The organism is Shewanella sp. UCD-KL12, assembly GCF_001957125.1.
In the GTDB taxonomy this organism is placed as follows: domain Bacteria; phylum Pseudomonadota; class Gammaproteobacteria; order Enterobacterales; family Shewanellaceae; genus Shewanella.
The window spans coordinates 223,121-238,124 of the sequence record NZ_MPHJ01000001.1 but is presented as its reverse complement, the minus strand read 5'-3'; the positions used below and the strand labels follow the sequence as shown (position 1 = coordinate 238,124).

Annotated in this window: 13 protein-coding genes; 12 read left to right on the top strand and 1 reads right to left on the bottom strand. The window is 44.7% G+C overall.

The window, feature by feature from the left end:
- Nucleotide 1: 1 nt before the first annotated feature.
- The 7 genes from BM736_RS01090 (at nucleotide 2) to BM736_RS01060 (ending at nucleotide 8,498) form a co-directional block, all read left to right on the top strand.
- The gene (locus tag BM736_RS01090) at nucleotides 2–1,411 is read left to right on the top strand and encodes an FAD-dependent oxidoreductase (RefSeq protein WP_076407674.1); all 1,410 of its coding nucleotides are present in this window, start codon (nucleotides 2–4) and stop codon (nucleotides 1,409–1,411) included.
- A gap of 419 nt (nucleotides 1,412–1,830) precedes the next feature.
- Entirely contained in the window at nucleotides 1,831–2,436 is a 606-nt protein-coding gene (betI, locus tag BM736_RS01085; RefSeq protein WP_076407672.1) for a transcriptional regulator BetI, read from the top strand.
- Nucleotides 2,427–3,890 (top strand): betaine-aldehyde dehydrogenase, encoded by a 1,464-nt coding sequence (gene betB / locus BM736_RS01080; protein WP_076407670.1) that lies wholly within the window; start codon nucleotides 2,427–2,429, stop codon nucleotides 3,888–3,890. Before betI ends, betB begins: the two co-directional genes overlap by 10 nt.
- 9 nt (nucleotides 3,891–3,899) lie before the next feature.
- On the top strand, nucleotides 3,900–5,600 hold the full coding sequence (gene betA / locus BM736_RS01075; RefSeq protein WP_076407668.1) for a choline dehydrogenase: 1,701 nt from the start codon (nucleotides 3,900–3,902) through the stop codon (nucleotides 5,598–5,600).
- A 259-nt stretch (nucleotides 5,601–5,859) separates the two neighbouring features.
- Nucleotides 5,860–7,077 carry a BCCT family transporter gene (locus BM736_RS01070; protein ID WP_076407666.1) on the top strand — a complete coding sequence of 406 codons (1,218 nt, stop codon included), beginning with the start codon at nucleotides 5,860–5,862 and terminating at the stop codon, nucleotides 7,075–7,077.
- 60 nt (nucleotides 7,078–7,137) lie between these two features.
- Nucleotides 7,138–7,842: a TorF family putative porin gene (locus tag BM736_RS01065; RefSeq protein WP_076407664.1), complete on the top strand. Its 705-nt coding sequence runs from the start codon at nucleotides 7,138–7,140 to the stop codon at nucleotides 7,840–7,842.
- A 158-nt stretch (nucleotides 7,843–8,000) separates the two neighbouring features.
- Nucleotides 8,001–8,498, top strand: a complete 498-nt coding sequence (locus BM736_RS01060) for a MarR family winged helix-turn-helix transcriptional regulator (RefSeq protein ID WP_076407662.1) — start codon at nucleotides 8,001–8,003, stop codon at nucleotides 8,496–8,498.
- A gap of 587 nt (nucleotides 8,499–9,085) precedes the next feature.
- Here BM736_RS01060 and BM736_RS01055 read toward each other — a convergent pair.
- The gene (locus BM736_RS01055) at nucleotides 9,086–11,362 is read right to left on the bottom strand and encodes a carboxypeptidase-like regulatory domain-containing protein (RefSeq protein ID WP_083699783.1); all 2,277 of its coding nucleotides are present in this window, start codon (nucleotides 11,360–11,362) and stop codon (nucleotides 9,086–9,088) included.
- 317 nt (nucleotides 11,363–11,679) lie between these two features.
- Here BM736_RS01055 and mtnN point away from each other — a divergent pair, with 317 nt between their 5' ends.
- From mtnN to BM736_RS01030, 5 genes are all read left to right on the top strand, one after another.
- Nucleotides 11,680–12,372 carry a 5'-methylthioadenosine/S-adenosylhomocysteine nucleosidase gene (mtnN, locus tag BM736_RS01050; protein ID WP_076407660.1) on the top strand — a complete coding sequence of 231 codons (693 nt, stop codon included), beginning with the start codon at nucleotides 11,680–11,682 and terminating at the stop codon, nucleotides 12,370–12,372.
- A gap of 57 nt (nucleotides 12,373–12,429) precedes the next feature.
- Nucleotides 12,430–13,413, top strand: a complete 984-nt coding sequence (locus BM736_RS01045; protein ID WP_076407658.1) for a cobalamin biosynthesis protein — start codon at nucleotides 12,430–12,432, stop codon at nucleotides 13,411–13,413.
- A gap of 98 nt (nucleotides 13,414–13,511) precedes the next feature.
- Nucleotides 13,512–13,889 carry a DUF2721 domain-containing protein gene (locus BM736_RS01040; RefSeq protein WP_076409788.1) on the top strand — a complete coding sequence of 126 codons (378 nt, stop codon included), beginning with the start codon at nucleotides 13,512–13,514 and terminating at the stop codon, nucleotides 13,887–13,889.
- Nucleotides 13,886–14,515 (top strand): trimeric intracellular cation channel family protein, encoded by a 630-nt coding sequence (locus BM736_RS01035; RefSeq protein ID WP_076407656.1) that lies wholly within the window; start codon nucleotides 13,886–13,888, stop codon nucleotides 14,513–14,515. The genes BM736_RS01040 and BM736_RS01035 overlap by 4 nt, the downstream gene beginning before the upstream one ends.
- A 2-nt stretch (nucleotides 14,516–14,517) precedes the next feature.
- The gene (locus tag BM736_RS01030) at nucleotides 14,518–15,000 is read left to right on the top strand and encodes a nuclear transport factor 2 family protein (RefSeq protein ID WP_076407654.1); all 483 of its coding nucleotides are present in this window, start codon (nucleotides 14,518–14,520) and stop codon (nucleotides 14,998–15,000) included.
- Nucleotides 15,001–15,004 lie beyond the last annotated feature (4 nt).

Sequence of the window (15,004 nt, the reverse complement as noted above, 5' to 3'; positions counted from 1 at the left end):
GATGAGCAATGATTTTCAATTTATTGAAGTTGGCCGTAAAGATCCAACTAAACATGCGGCTAAAGAAAGAGCGACACAGTTTATAGAGATATATCAGCCATTCGTTCAAACTCAGGTTAATGAGCAAGCCGATCGCTGTTTAGACTGTGGTAACCCCTATTGTGAGTGGAAGTGCCCCTTGCATAATTACATTCCTAACTGGCTAAAACTCGCCAAGCAGGGACGTATCTTAGAGGCGGCTGACTTAGTCCATGAAACCAATACCCTGCCCGAAATTTGTGGTCGAGTTTGCCCTCAAGACAGGCTGTGTGAAGGCGCATGTACACTGAACGATGATTTTGGTGCTGTAACTATCGGTAACGTTGAGAAATACATCACAGATACCGCGATATCACAGGGCTGGCGACCAGACTTATCTAAGGTCACTCCACGCAAAGAGCGTGTCGCCATTGTAGGCGCTGGTCCTGCAGGCCTTGGGTGCGCCGATATTCTTGCCCGTAATGGTGTACAGGCTGTCGTATTTGATAAAAACCCTCAAATTGGTGGACTGCTAACCTATGGCATTCCATCCTTTAAGCTAGATAAATCCGTAATGGCAACACGCCGCACAGTGCTTGAAGGAATGGGAATAGAGTTCAAACTAGGCGTCAACATAGGTGAAGATATCGCCTTTGATGAGCTTATTAATGATTATGACGCGGTTTTTCTCGGTATGGGAACCTATACAGCAATGAAAGCTGGGCTACCTGGTGAGGATGCTCAAGGCGTGATTCAAGCCCTTCCTTACCTTATCGGCAATACTCATAATTTGATGGGGACTCAGGATGATGCTGCACCTTATCTCAACTTAGCGGGTAAAAAGGTGGTTGTTCTTGGTGGTGGTGATACAGCGATGGATTGTGTCCGTACTGCGATTCGTCAAGGCGCTAAAGAGGTTACCTGTGCTTATCGCCGAGATGAGGATAATATGCCTGGTTCTCGCCGTGAAGTTCAAAATGCTAAAGAGGAAGGCGTAAACTTCCTGTTCAATCGTCAACCCGTTGCAATTGAAACTCACCAAGGTCAAGTATCTGGACTGACATGTGCAGAAACTCAAATGGGGGCAGCTGATAGCAGTGGCCGTCGCCGTGCAGAGGTCATTGCGGGCAGTGAAGCGCTGCTTGAAGCTGACGCTGTTATTATAGCTTTTGGTTTTCAACCAAGCCCTGCTGCCTGGCTTAAGGATCATGATGTTAAGTTAGATCAGTGGGATCGTGTCATAGCACCAAAAGTCGCCGACAACCCATTTCAAACAACAAATCCTAAGGTATTCGCCGGTGGAGATATGGTACGTGGATCAGATCTCGTTGTGACTGCGATTGCCGAGGGTCGTGATGCGGCTTTAGGTATTTTAAATAGCTTTGAAGATTAATACGAAGGCAAGTATTTATAGGCTTATCTAGTCTGCCAGATAAAATGTAACCATTGCTTGTGATTAGCGCACCGAGAGGTGCGCTTTTTTTTGTCCCGCTCTAAAAGCTAGCTCAGCTCTCAGTAAAGATTACGGCTAAAACTAATTTGAATGCAAAATTAATTTCAGCGACTTAGTTTCCGCCTTGGACAATAAATAGACCCCAATTTACCCTATAAAAAACAATAAACTAAACGCAAGCTGAACCTTTAGAAAATGAACGAAATAAATCCGTGAACTAGGTCTCAGTTTAGAATAAAGGTTGATAGTTACAGCTCTAACCATTAGAGTTGTTATTAATTGAACGTTCAATTAACTATTCGAACAAGTAAAAATAATAACTATAACTCTCAATATGAACGCTTAGGATTTTGCCTTTTATGCCGCGCCCGCCAATGAAAACCGTCCGACAACAACAGCTCATAGAAGCCACTCTCATCTCCGTTGAACGTCATGGTCTTCACAATACAACAATCAATACCATCAGTGGTTTGGCAGGACTTTCATCGGGCTTGATTAGTCACTACTTTGGCGGCAAGCAAGGGTTAATTGAAGCAACCCAAAAATATCTGCTCGACCAGCTTAAACAAGCATTATTAAGTCGAACTTCCGATAAAAACTTACTGCCCCTTGAGCGATTACACGCCATCGTAGAAGCTAACTTTACCGAGCTACAACGTTCAAGGCCGGCGACCAAAACCTGGCTGAGCTTCTGGTCCCAAGCCATGCATGAGCAAGGGCTTGCCAGATTGCAAAATATCAATAGTCAACGTTTGTACAGCAACCTTTTATTCTCTTTCAAACATCTCCTTCCTCCCAGTGAAGCCATTACAGCCGCAAAGCAAACCGCTGCCATGATTGATGGTTTTTGGCTACGTAGCGCACTTAGTGCCGCCCCAGAGAAAGAGTTCGAACAAGCCCAAATATTATGTAAAGCCTTTATTGAGGCAGTGACCATGCAGTACGGAGAACACCGATGTCACTAGTTGTATACCCAAACTATATACACGGAAAAACGCTCAGCAATGAGACAGGCGAGACCTTTGAGGTCATCAATCCAGCCAATGGAGAGGTGAGTTATCTCGTAGAGGTCGCCGATAAGAAGATACAAAACGCAGCCATTGCCAGCGCAGAAGCAGGGTTTAGGATCTGGTCAACTATGACCGCAATGGAACGCAGCCGAATTTTACTCAAAGCTGTGGCGCTACTTCGTGAGCACAATGATGAACTTGCCGCGATTGAGGTACAAGATACAGGTAAACCTTGGCAAGAAGCCTCTGTGGTCGATGTCGTAACTGGCGCCGACTCCATTGAGTTTTTCGCCGGCCTCGCCCCTAGCATTGAAGGCAATCAACAAAGCTTAGGTGAAGATTTCTATTACACTCGCCGTGAGCCGCTAGGCATATGCGCAGGTATTGGCGCCTGGAACTACCCGCTACAGATTGCATGTTGGAAATCAGCCCCCGCACTTGCTTGCGGTAATGTAATGATATTTAAGCCTTCTGAAGAGACCCCATTGGGTGCTTTAAAGTTAGCAGAGATATTCACCCAAGCTGGCCTTCCTGATGGCGTATTTAACGTTATCCAAGGTGACGGCCGCGTAGGCGCTTGGCTCACTAATCATGACGCTATCGCTAAAGTCTCTTTCACTGGTGAAGTCGGCACAGGCAAGAAAGTCATGGCTGCAGCCGCTAGCACATTGAAAGAGGTCACCATGGAGCTGGGTGGTAAATCACCACTCATCATCTTCAGCGATGCTGACATAGATAACGCCGTATCCGCTGCCATGCTAGGTAATTTTTATACACAAGGTGAGATCTGCACCAATGGCACTCGCGTATTTGTGCAGCAGGATATCTACGCCAAGTTCATTGAGAAACTCGTTCAGCGCACTCAAGACAACATAGTCTGCGGCGATCCTATGGATCCTGCGACTAATTTTGGTGCGCTTATCTCAAAGTCTCATCAAGATAAAGTGCTCAGTTTTATTGAGGTTGGTAAAAAAGAGGGCGCTAAACTGCTTACCGGTGGGCATGCGCTGACACCTGATAACAGCCCAAATGGTTACTTCGTCGCACCGACAATATTTGGCGATTGCACTGATGAGATGACGCTTAGCCAAGAGGAGATATTCGGCCCTGTGATGTCGGTATTACCTTTCAAGGATGAAGAGGAAGTTATCCGCCGCGCAAACGATACTCGATTAGGCTTAGCCGCAGGTGTGTTTACCCAAGATATCACTCGGGCTCATCGGGTCATTCATCAGATGCAAGCTGGGATATGCTGGATAAATGCCTATGGTGCATCGCCAGCAGAGATGCCAGTCGGCGGTTATAAGATGTCTGGGATCGGCCGAGAAAACGGTAGTGAGACACTCAAAGCATACACACAAATCAAAGCCGTATACCTTGGTATGCAGCCTCTTGAAAGTCCATTTTAAGGCGCTGACATGACACAGATTAATCAAGACAAATACGACTATATTATCGTTGGAGCCGGTAGTGCTGGCTGCGTACTCGCTAACCGTTTATCGGCTGATGCGAATAACAGGGTACTATTACTCGAAACCGGTGGCAGCGATAAAAGTATCTTCATCCAGATGCCAACCGCGCTTTCAATCCCAATGAATACGCCTAAATATGCTTGGCAGTTCGAAACCCAGGCCGAGCCCTATCTTGATAACCGCCGTATGCATTGTCCACGAGGCAAGGTATTAGGTGGGTCATCGTCGATTAACGGTATGGTCTATGTACGTGGTCATGCCCGAGATTTCGATGAGTGGCAGCAAGAGGGTGCAAAAGGTTGGGATTATGCCCATTGCCTACCCTACTTCAAAAAAGCCGAAACCTGGGCATTTGGCGAAGATGATTATCGCGGTATTGACGGGCCACTATCAGTAAATAATGGCAACCAGATGAAGAACCCGCTCTATCAAGCCTTTGTCGATGCAGGAGTCGATGCGGGGTACTTATCAACATCTGACTACAATGGTGCTCAGCAGGAAGGTTTCGGCCCGATGCATATGACCATTAAAAATGGTGTCCGCTGGTCAACATCTAATGCCTATTTAAGACCAGCCATGAAGCGCACTAACCTCACTGTTATCACCCACGCCTTAGTGCATAAGGTGTTATTTAGTAAGAACAAAGGTGAAAAGAAAAAGGCCGTTGGTGTTCACTTTGAGCGTAAGGGTAAGCAGATAGAAGTCAGCGCCAATAAAGAGGTCATACTCTCTGCAGGCTCCATTGGCTCACCGCATATTTTACAGCTCTCAGGTGTAGGGGAAGCACAAACACTTGCAGCGGCAGGAATAGCGCAAGTGCACGAACTACCTGGTGTCGGTGAAAACCTGCAAGATCACTTAGAGTTCTACTTCCAGTTTAAGTGCCTTAAACCTATATCTCTTAACGGTAAGCTCGACCCACTCAATAAGTTATTTATTGGTACTCGCTGGATCTTAAATAAATCAGGACTCGGTGCAACCAATCACTTTGAGTCTTGCGGCTTTATCCGCTCAAAGCCAGGGCTAGAATGGCCTGATCTTCAGTATCACTTCCTGCCTGCAGCCATGCGCTATGACGGCAAAGAGGCTTTTGCAGGTCACGGGTTCCAGGTACATATCGGCCATAATAAGCCTAAGAGTCGAGGCAGCGTCAAAGTCGTATCAAGCGATGCCCATACCGCTCCTCGCATTCAGTTTAACTATCTAGAACACCAAGATGATATCGAAGGGTTTCGAGCCTGCGTACGCCTGACCCGAGAGATCATCAATCAGCCAGCCTTAGATGAATATCGCGGTGAAGAGATACAGCCAGGCACAGGTATACAGACCGACGAGCAGATTGATAGTTTTGTGAGAAGCGCGGTAGAGAGCGCATATCATCCATCTTGTTCATGCAAGATGGGCGAAGATGCGATGGCCGTAGTCGACTCCCAAACTAAAGTACATGGAATGCAGGGGCTAAGAGTTGTCGATTCATCTATCTTCCCGACGATTCCCAATGGCAACCTTAACTCGCCAACAATCATGTTAGCCGAGCGAGCTGCCGACCTCATCTTAGGGAAAACACCGTTAGCGCCAAGTTCGGCTAAAGTCACCGTTAGTGATGATTGGCAAACACAACAAAGACTGAAACCACCAGCAAGATAACCCTCTTTACTGGCTTAAGTGACTCAGTTTTTCTAATTAAGTCGCTCGAGTCGATATAGGCAAAAGGTCAGCCTAAGCCCATTGAGGCTAAATGGCCTAAATCGCCTTGATTAATTTATCAAACCTTAAGTTTCGTTAAAACGATAGTTAAGGTTTGAGGGATTTTTGCAGCCAAACTTTACTGCAACCAGGCATAAAAAAAATAAAAACAAGGAAGCAAGCCCATGTTTTACAAGATAAATAAGTTAGGAGTCAAATAATGACGACTTGGCTAACAATAGGGATTCTATTTACCTTCGCCGCCATCGCCTTTGTGATCTATCGATGGGGAAATGTCAAGTGTATTGGTGTCACTCCTGTGCGCACTTTTACCTTTATCGCCATTCTGTTTACCTCAGGATTAGACGTTGGCTTGATCATGTTCCCGTTGACTGAATTTGCCGGTTACGCTGATATTGGTGCAAGCCCTGAATATGGCTTTACCAACCCGCTGGCCATCGAGTTTGGTTTCTGGGCTTTCTTGATCTGGGCATTTTACTTTTTAACTTGCTTCTACTTCTGTGTAATAGAGCCAAGAGTGAAGTTTTTTGAAATCCCAGTGATCAAGTTCATCAATAACTTAGTGATAATTGGCACCTGTGCTTTCACAGCTTACCTATTGCTAAGCAACTTGCCGTGGTATTTGCCTGAGATGGGCGATGGGGAAACCATAGTGAGCAGCTTCTATCTTATTGTGTTTGTGATCATCGCCGCAGCCGTTTACTCAAGTACCAGCATTCGCTATGTACGTAGACTCAGTCTCGTTAGCACTGGATTATTTATGGGGCTGATTGTACTTATGTGGGCGGGTGCCTTCCTATCTGAAGGTTCAGGTATTGGAGAGTTTGTCACGACCTTTGCGCTACTTGGGGATTACTTTGGTAATATCCATCACTTCGTTTTACCTATCAATGATTACCATGAGTTCTACCTCTTCTGGTGGTTTGCTTGGAGCATCATGATCGGTCAGTTCACCGCTCGCTTCGTTGGTGGCCTTAAAACCTACCAAGTATTGATAGCTATGATGGTATTCCCATCATTACCGATCGCAGTCTGGTTTACTGTGTTGTATTACTACAGCGCAAATGAGATAGCGACGACAGGCTTCTATAATCTAGCCATGGTACTTGTTGGCATCACCTTTGTGGTGAATTCACTCGACTCACTGATCCGCCTCTACACAGATAATCTTAACCTGACCGTTCAGCGCTTTGGTAAAACTAAGTACATCGTAGGCAATATTGCACTGATGAGTGGCCTGACTCTGCTATTCCAACTGAACTTCTTAGAGATCCAGTGGGTTGGCGCCTTAGCGATTGCGCTTATTTTGGGTTGTTTTGGCTATATTTTAGCGACCAAATACAAAAAGGTTGCGGCGATAGAGCGCTCGCCTAAAGAGAACAAAATTGATTTTAACAAAATTGAATTAGCTAACTAATCTTAAGACGTTACTAGCAATCGAACGAATATAAAAATGATAAATAGAGAAAGAGAAATGATGAAAACGACAATCAAAAGTATCGCCTTACTGGGCCTACTGACTTTACCTACAGCTGCAAGTGCAAACTTCAGTTCAACAGTGACAGCCGTTTCAGATTATACCTTTAATGGTGTCAGCCAAACAGATAACGGGCCAGCTTTACAGGCAAGCCTTGATTACGCATCAGACTCTGGCTGGTATGTAGGCAGTTGGGCTTCAAATGTTGATTTTGGTTCTGAAGATGATACTTGGTTAGAGCTCGACTTTTACGGCGGCATGTTCTACCAACTAAGTGAAAGCGTATCTCTTGATGCTGGTATAGCTTACTACACTTACCATGGTGATTCGTTCTCTGACGAGTATCAGTATCCAGAGCTATACACTAAGTTTGGGTACGGCTCATCACTGGGTCAAACTGAGCTGAATTTTTGGTATACCTGGGATTACTTTGGCGTTGATGCAGGTCATTACATCATGATGGCAGCACACACTTTTACCATTGCCGAAGGTCATGATATTCGTATTAGTTTTGACCGTTCAACCTCAAACGACCTAGACAAATGGTCATGGGATGGCGACAAATCCTACAACCATTATCGCGCAGAATACATGACTAGCTGGAAAGGCTTTGACTTCAACTTAGCGGTTGAAGATACAAGCATGGATATTGATACCGCCGATACGCGAGCCGTCCTATCTGTCGCTAGAACTTTTGCTTTTTAAATATGCTGATTGATATAAGCAAGTACTAGGTAAAGGCTTATGCTAACCATGGTCTTGCACCTAGTATAAAAAATGCGGTATAACGCTCTGGCGATATACCGCATTTTTATTGAGTGACATATCGCTCATAGCTCAATACCACCGGCATAGGGTAAATTATGGAAAAGTACGAACAGTTATTGGTGTCACTACGCCGAGTGATCCGAGCCATTGATATACACTCGCGTAAATTGAATAAGCAGTCTGGACTCACAGGTCCGCAGCTTCTGGTAATGCAAAGTATCGCTCAACTCGAAAGTCCATTAGCCAAAGATATTGCCAAAGAGATCGCTTTAAGCCCTGCCACTGTCACCACCATAATCGATAGGCTCGAAAGCCGACAGTTAGTGATAAGAACGCGCAGTGAAACAGATAAACGTAAGGTTCATCTGTCACTGAGTGAAGCCGGTCATGAGCTATTGAGTGACTCACCAAAACCCTTGCAAGAGCATTTTATTACCCGCTATCAAAACCTCGAAGAGTGGGAACAAAGCCAGCTACTCTCGTCAGTGGAGCGCATAGCTTCCATGATGGATGCCAATGAGTTGGATGCAGCCCCTGTATTAGTAGTCGGCCAAATACAAGCTGATGAACCCTTGTCGAATAACAAGATGTGACTCACTTTTGGGATTGGTTTCAATTGGCTAGTTTCGTATTTGGTTGGTTTACTGAGTACTAATACTTCATTGGTACTTATGGCCTGCAGCAGGTACTGTAAATGGATTTACGAATATCACGCTCACAAGGTCAGAGATGCTCGCAGCCGTATCTACACCTGAAAATTTGTTTCTTCGATTTAGGCTTACTGGCCGTAACTCGCCTTTGGACAGAAACAGCTTAGTTAACCTTAACCGATATTGGAGTTGCAGAGCATGAGCTATGAGTCTTTGCGACACGCCGTGGCTTTTGAACTCATAAGAAGTATCCCTATAGGCTCTGCGAAAAAATCCCTTTTTTCGAAGTTCGCACGCCTCTCAGCAAATGCTCTGCTAGCGAATTCATAGCTGCTTTTTACTCTTTTTTGAACAGAAACGCGTTAGGGCTAAGCGTCTAAAGGTGGTTCATAGGATTAAAAAAGGTATGGTAATCAAATAAAGTTTACTCTGACCCCCACACATATACATGACCTGCATATATAGCCGGATACGTTACCGCCTAATACCTATTGTCCAAAGGGATTAGGCGGCTATTGAGGTTCAGAAAGTTATTGAGCATCTACTTGTTCGATGTAATCCCAGTCAGTAAATTCATCAATTTCTCTTTGAATATTCATTCTTGCAGGAATAAAGGTTTTCCATCCTTGTCCATAATCTCTCGCTTCACGCTCAATAACGTAGAAAACTCGCTGGCCATCAATGTCTGTTGACGCAACCGGGAACCAATATCGTCTCGCAAATGAGAATCTATCCAGTCTCGCAATACCGGCATCAACCTCCCAGCCATGCGTTGCTGTAACAATGAGCCCAAGGTCGTTGTTACCATCCCCATCATAATCACGATTTTGATCGACCCAGTAATTGTCTAGCCCGCCTGCCCCATCAAATTTCCAACCGAATCTATTACTGGGTAAACGTACTCCATTAGCATCGAAACCACCTGGTATCCATGAGTTTATCTCGCCATTCCAATACCTGTTGGACGCAGAGGGAGTAAGGTAACTCCCTGATAAACTAAACTGACTGTCACCTCTTACCCAAAGGTTGTAGTCAGCATAACGCTCGCCTCCATTTTCAAAAATTGAGAATACGCCGTACTCTAAGCCGATGTTGTCGATAATTTGTAGCGTCTGTACCGTACCATCGGCATAGTCGATGATAAGTTTGCCTTCACTGTCTATATTCCAAGATGCCGATTCACCCGAGATTGCCCCTGAGACGCTGGTATCATTGTTAAAAGTTAATAGCTCACCATAACTGGACGTAGGATAAATATAGTCATCGTATACCCGCGTACCAGCAGCATAGTGGAATACACCTCCCCAGTTTCCTAGTGCACAAACTTCGCCAGTAAGACAGCTGGTTGTGAATGGTATATTTTGGATATCTAAGCTTGAGCGAAAGGACTGATTACTCGTTGAGATATCAAGCTTATCGACTTCTAGCTCCAACATAGAACCATCTACGAGCTCAAATGGAGGCGTATGCAATACCGTTTTCACCTCAGTCGAGATCATATCAACTAAATTGCCATCCACCACTCGCGTATACTTGCGTTGAACTTCTGAGCTTTCATACACAATATTATCGTGAACACCGCCCCCAGCATAATAAGCATCAATTTTACTCTGATCGTCAGTAAGATCTTCGATATGACTTGTCAGTAACGCTACCGCTTGAGGCGAGTCATAATTTAGCTCTAGACGGCCACCGACAACTGCCCAGCTATAAGTTTGGTTTATCGCTTGTCCATTCCAACCAGCAAATGAGAGGTATTGTCCTGTCCCAGTGCTCCCATCAAACTCTAGCGCTGCACCACTTCTTGCCATATAACCGGGCTCTGCGGCTGCAATTACATAATATCGGGCAGGTATTTCATCGACTGTAAAGCCTGCAACTAGAGAAGTGTCATTGAGTATCTCGCTTTGGGTATTTTCTAATGCTTGGGGATCGATAGCAGCAACGTCTTCAATAAAGCTTTCAACTGCACTATCGTTAGCAACAAAGTCTATCAAGCTATCGAAGCCATCAGGTAGCTCAAAACGTGGGTCATCAACAACCAGCTTTATCACTGCCGCTAACTCAAGGAGCGTTGAAGCATCTATTGACGTTTCTGCAGCGGTTAACTCTTCAATATTATTAGGGGCGACTCCTCCATTGGCCTCAACGGCGAGTATATAAGATGCAGTGGTAACGTTGGTCACATTAGCTTCGGGATCGCTCAGTAGTTTAGAAAATGTGCCAGCCATATTTACAAAGTTAATGGGATCGCCTGTTTCAGCATCTGTTGCACTCGACTCGATAGTCACCAGTTCATCTAAAGAAACGGTGAGAATATCCAGTGAAAACGCACCATTTTCATCGGCAACTGTCGTATAAGTATTACCATTAAGGGTCACTGTCACAGTCGCGAAGGGAATGGGGGAATCTGTAACTAATCCCGTTATAGTGACCTGATATTGACCACAATCTTGGGGGGCACGCTTTACTTTCCGGCTACTACTCTCCCCTGCCACTCGCACCTCAATGCGACAAGGCACGATATCGCCCTCGCTCAAAGCATATTTAAACTTGAATTTGTCCTTTTTGGTTACACCACTTGCAAGCATAGTGTTTAGATCTGCATCCCAAAGTGTGACTTCGTCACCTGAGCTATCATTGCCCACTCGCCCTTTAACATCGAGTCGATTATGTTTCTTATTGAATTGTGCCTTATTGACCTTGATACCTGCTAAGTTGTTATTCCCTGCAAACGCTTGGGGTGTTAGGACTATTCCTATAGAAACAACACATACAAGCATAAAATTAAACAACGACTTACCCATGATTAAGCTCCTTTAATCAAAAGATTTTTGTAATAAGTTTGGGTAAGAAGAATAAGGCTAAGTAGACTCACTTTCCCGCTAGTTGTGAAAACCTATACTGCAGGTACTTGTTTAGAAATTAACCATTAAACCTAACAATGTCTATCAATCATTAGTTCCAAACTTTTTGTACTACACACCAGCTTAAAAGGAGCCTAGCTCGACCACACAAAATAAAGCCAAACACATCACTGAACCGATGGATTTTTCACTAAACCCCTCCCACCATGGTATATTAGCGCCCATCAGATCTCGTATGACAATTTAAGGCTAAATCAATGAAAGTAGGCATCATAGGCGCAATGGAGCCAGAAGTGGTTCATCTAATCGACGCAATGACTTCACCTGAGTCACAAACCATTGCAGGGATTGAGTTTATCTCAGGCACATTAGATGGCACTCAAGTCATTGTTACTCGCTCAGGTATTGGTAAAGTCGCAGCGAGTATCGCAACCACATTACTTATCGAAAAATATGCGCCTGATGCTGTTATCAACACGGGTTCTGCAGGTGGTTTTGTCGATGAACTCGCTATTGGCGATATCGTGATATCAACAGAAGTTAGACACCACGATGTTGATGTTACCGCTTTCGGTTATGAAATTGGTCAGATGGCGAGTCAGCCTGCAGCCTTTGTCGCTGATGAAAAGTTAAAACTGGCGGCGCAAAAAGCTGTTGCCAGCCTAGGTGACGTTAAAGCAATAGAGGGGCTTATCTGTACTGGCGATAGCTTTATCTGCGATCCAGAGCGTACTAAAACCATGGTCAGTAATTTCCCAACTATGGCAGCTTGCGAGATGGAAGGTGCGGCGATTGCTCAGGTATGTCATCAGTTTAACATTCCTTTTGTCGTGATCCGCTCACTCTCTGACAATGCGAATAACGACTCCCCTGTCGATTTTGATTCTTACATCGTCAAAGCAGGTCATCAGTCAGCCTTAATGGTGATGGCACTACTTAAGCAGCTATAATATTTCAATAATTACGCTTTAATCTTTTGTAAGTGTTAAATCGATAAGGTCAAAATCATGGTTCCAGAGTTCGCCAACCAGCTACTCAATGACAGCCCGTTTTATCAAGGAACCATGATCCTTATTGTTAGCTTACTCCTTTCTAGAATCGCCCCCTTGCCACGAAACTTTCAACCTATAGTCTGGTTTGGTTACCTAGCCCAAGAGCTGGCGAAAAAGGTTAACCATTCAAGCCGCGCGCCTTCGCAGCAGATTATCGCAGGGACAATGGCGGCAGTACTTCTAATGGTGCCTTTCTGGTCCATTATCTATTTTTTGCTACAACTGGCAGCTTTTCCTTGGTTTTTTGAATTTATCATCCTATACATCTGCCTCAATGATGATAATTTCAAACAGGTTGCCGTCGAGATAAAACACTCTCTTAAGCGTGAAGACAAACCAGCTGCCAGAGCGCTACTGTCTGATTGGTTATATCGAGACACCAATCAACTCAGCGTTGTGGGGATAAGCAAAGCAACCATAGAAAAATTAGTCACAGCCCCCGTTTACGGCACAGTGGCCACTATTGTTTTCTTCAGTATTGGCGGAGCCGCTCTGGTGCTCGCAGCCAGAATGCTCAAGAAGCTCGAGCTGTGCTGGCCGCCGATCAATCCCAAGTTTAGGCACTTTGGTAAACCCGTTTACTACCTCAGTGCTGCACTATTTTGGCTGCCGAGCTTACTTTGGAACTTCAGCATCGCCATACAGGGCGGGCCTAAAACTATTCTGATGTTATTCAAGCCTCTAAATAACACAGGACCCTTTTATAATTGCATTAATACCTGTGCAATTACCGCCGCGATCCTTAGAATCGAGTTAGGGGGGCCGATGAAATTCGACAATCAAAGAGTCACAGTGACTAAGCTTTCCTATGGTCCTCCCCCAAATAGCCACTCAATCTCTGCGGCAATTAAACTTGCAAGCACTGGCTACACACTTTGGTTAAGCTTTCTCATCATCATTCCGCTTATTTGGGCAGCACTACGCTATTTACAAGCCTAAAGCGGGCTATCAAGTCTAGACATCAGCTAAACCATAGGTATCATCTTAATGACAGACTTTATACATACCGATATAGGCTAGAGAAATTGTTCGACAATATTCATGTATCTTTAACAACTCCAGCACTGCTATTCCCAGCGATATCCTTATTGCTGCTTGCATATACCAATCGCTTTTTCTCGCTTGCCGCGTTAATTAGAAATTTAAGTAACGACGGAAAGCCCGTTCATAGCGAACAGATAAAGAATTTACGCCAACGGATAACGATAATCAGACGCATGCAAGAAGCTGGGGTCATGAGCTTTGCGCTTTGTGTGCTATGTATGATCTTTATTTATATTGGTCTTAATAAAACAGGTTCTCTCATATTTGGCTGTAGTCTACTTCTACTGCTCTACTCTCTATTACTGTCGGTTATCGAGATCCGTATCTCAGTCGATGCATTAAATCACCACCTTAAAGATATGGACCAATGATAGAGCTCATCTACTTCTTCGACCTTTGTGGTACAGCTGTGTTTGCCCTTTCTGGGGCGCTAGCCGCTGGTCGACACAGAATGGATCCCTTCGGTGTTATTGTGCTTGCCTCAGTGACAGCGGTGGGAGGAGGCAGTATCCGTGATGCACTGTTAGGTACAACGCCAGTATTTTGGATACGCGATCCTAACTATATTATCGTCATCTTAATCACAGTATTATTAACCCTAATTTTTGTACGAAAACCTAAAAAGGTACCTCAACATACACTGCCAATTGCCGATGCCCTTGGGCTTGCTCTATTTACCGTGATTGGTGCAGAGAAAGCATTGAATATGGAGCTAGGCGGAATGATTGCAGTGGTAATGGGACTGATAACGGGCGTGGGTGGCGGTATCATCCGCGATCTACTCTGCCGTCAGATACCTATGATATTAAGAACTGAGATCTATGCAACAGCCTCTATTCTTGGTGGAATAAGCTATAGCTTGAGCCTCTATTTTGGCGCAAATAATATGCATGCCATACTATTTTCAATGACAGTTGCACTTGCAATCAGATTAGCTGCGATTAAGTGGCACCTGTCGCTACCTGCATTTGATTTAAAAAAGAGTTTGAAGAGCTAACCATGACGATTTTACGCTACCTTTGCCTCACTTTTCTATTGACCAGTTTTGCCTCCGCTGCGAATACCGGTGAAATGCCAGCCGAGCAACAGCTGGCAGTCAGGTATATCCAAGCTGTTACGGATCATGACTATCAGGCACTGAATAGGTTTTATAATAGAGAGAGCGTCTTCAATGATAGAACCGCTAGCAAGACCTATAAAGGTCGCAGACATATCATCAGCTTTTTAAGACGCGCCCACCAAGGTGTGCTTGAATATGGCTTTAATATCGAGCATATGTTTAACTCTGGCTCACTAGTCGTCATGATCGGCAGCTATCACTATAAGGGACCTGGCGAGCAATTTGGGAAACCAGGGAAAATAATTGATTTAGCGATCCCCGGAGTAACAACTGTTAAGTTGGATATGGATAATCATCGCGTGTCTAAACATGAAGATCTGATGGACTACCAAACCATGGTCGATCAACTTGCAGTTCAATAGGTCC

Bases quoted from the DNA above. Each gene is read 5' to 3' on its own strand.
- BM736_RS01090 (WP_076407674.1), top strand. From the start codon at position 2: ATGAGCAATGATTTTCAATTTATTGAAGTTGGCCGTAAAGATCCAACT.
- betI (WP_076407672.1), top strand. From the start codon at position 1,831: ATGCCGCGCCCGCCAATGAAAACCGTCCGACAACAACAGCTCATAGAA.
- betB (WP_076407670.1), top strand. From the start codon at position 2,427: ATGTCACTAGTTGTATACCCAAACTATATACACGGAAAAACGCTCAGC.
- betA (WP_076407668.1), top strand. From the start codon at position 3,900: ATGACACAGATTAATCAAGACAAATACGACTATATTATCGTTGGAGCC.
- BM736_RS01070 (WP_076407666.1), top strand. From the start codon at position 5,860: ATGACGACTTGGCTAACAATAGGGATTCTATTTACCTTCGCCGCCATC.
- BM736_RS01065 (WP_076407664.1), top strand. From the start codon at position 7,138: ATGAAAACGACAATCAAAAGTATCGCCTTACTGGGCCTACTGACTTTA.
- BM736_RS01060 (WP_076407662.1), top strand. From the start codon at position 8,001: ATGGAAAAGTACGAACAGTTATTGGTGTCACTACGCCGAGTGATCCGA.
- BM736_RS01055 (WP_083699783.1), bottom strand. From the start codon at position 11,362: ATGGGTAAGTCGTTGTTTAATTTTATGCTTGTATGTGTTGTTTCTATA.
- mtnN (WP_076407660.1), top strand. From the start codon at position 11,680: ATGAAAGTAGGCATCATAGGCGCAATGGAGCCAGAAGTGGTTCATCTA.
- BM736_RS01045 (WP_076407658.1), top strand. From the start codon at position 12,430: ATGGTTCCAGAGTTCGCCAACCAGCTACTCAATGACAGCCCGTTTTAT.
- BM736_RS01035 (WP_076407656.1), top strand. From the start codon at position 13,886: ATGATAGAGCTCATCTACTTCTTCGACCTTTGTGGTACAGCTGTGTTT.
- BM736_RS01030 (WP_076407654.1), top strand. From the start codon at position 14,518: ATGACGATTTTACGCTACCTTTGCCTCACTTTTCTATTGACCAGTTTT.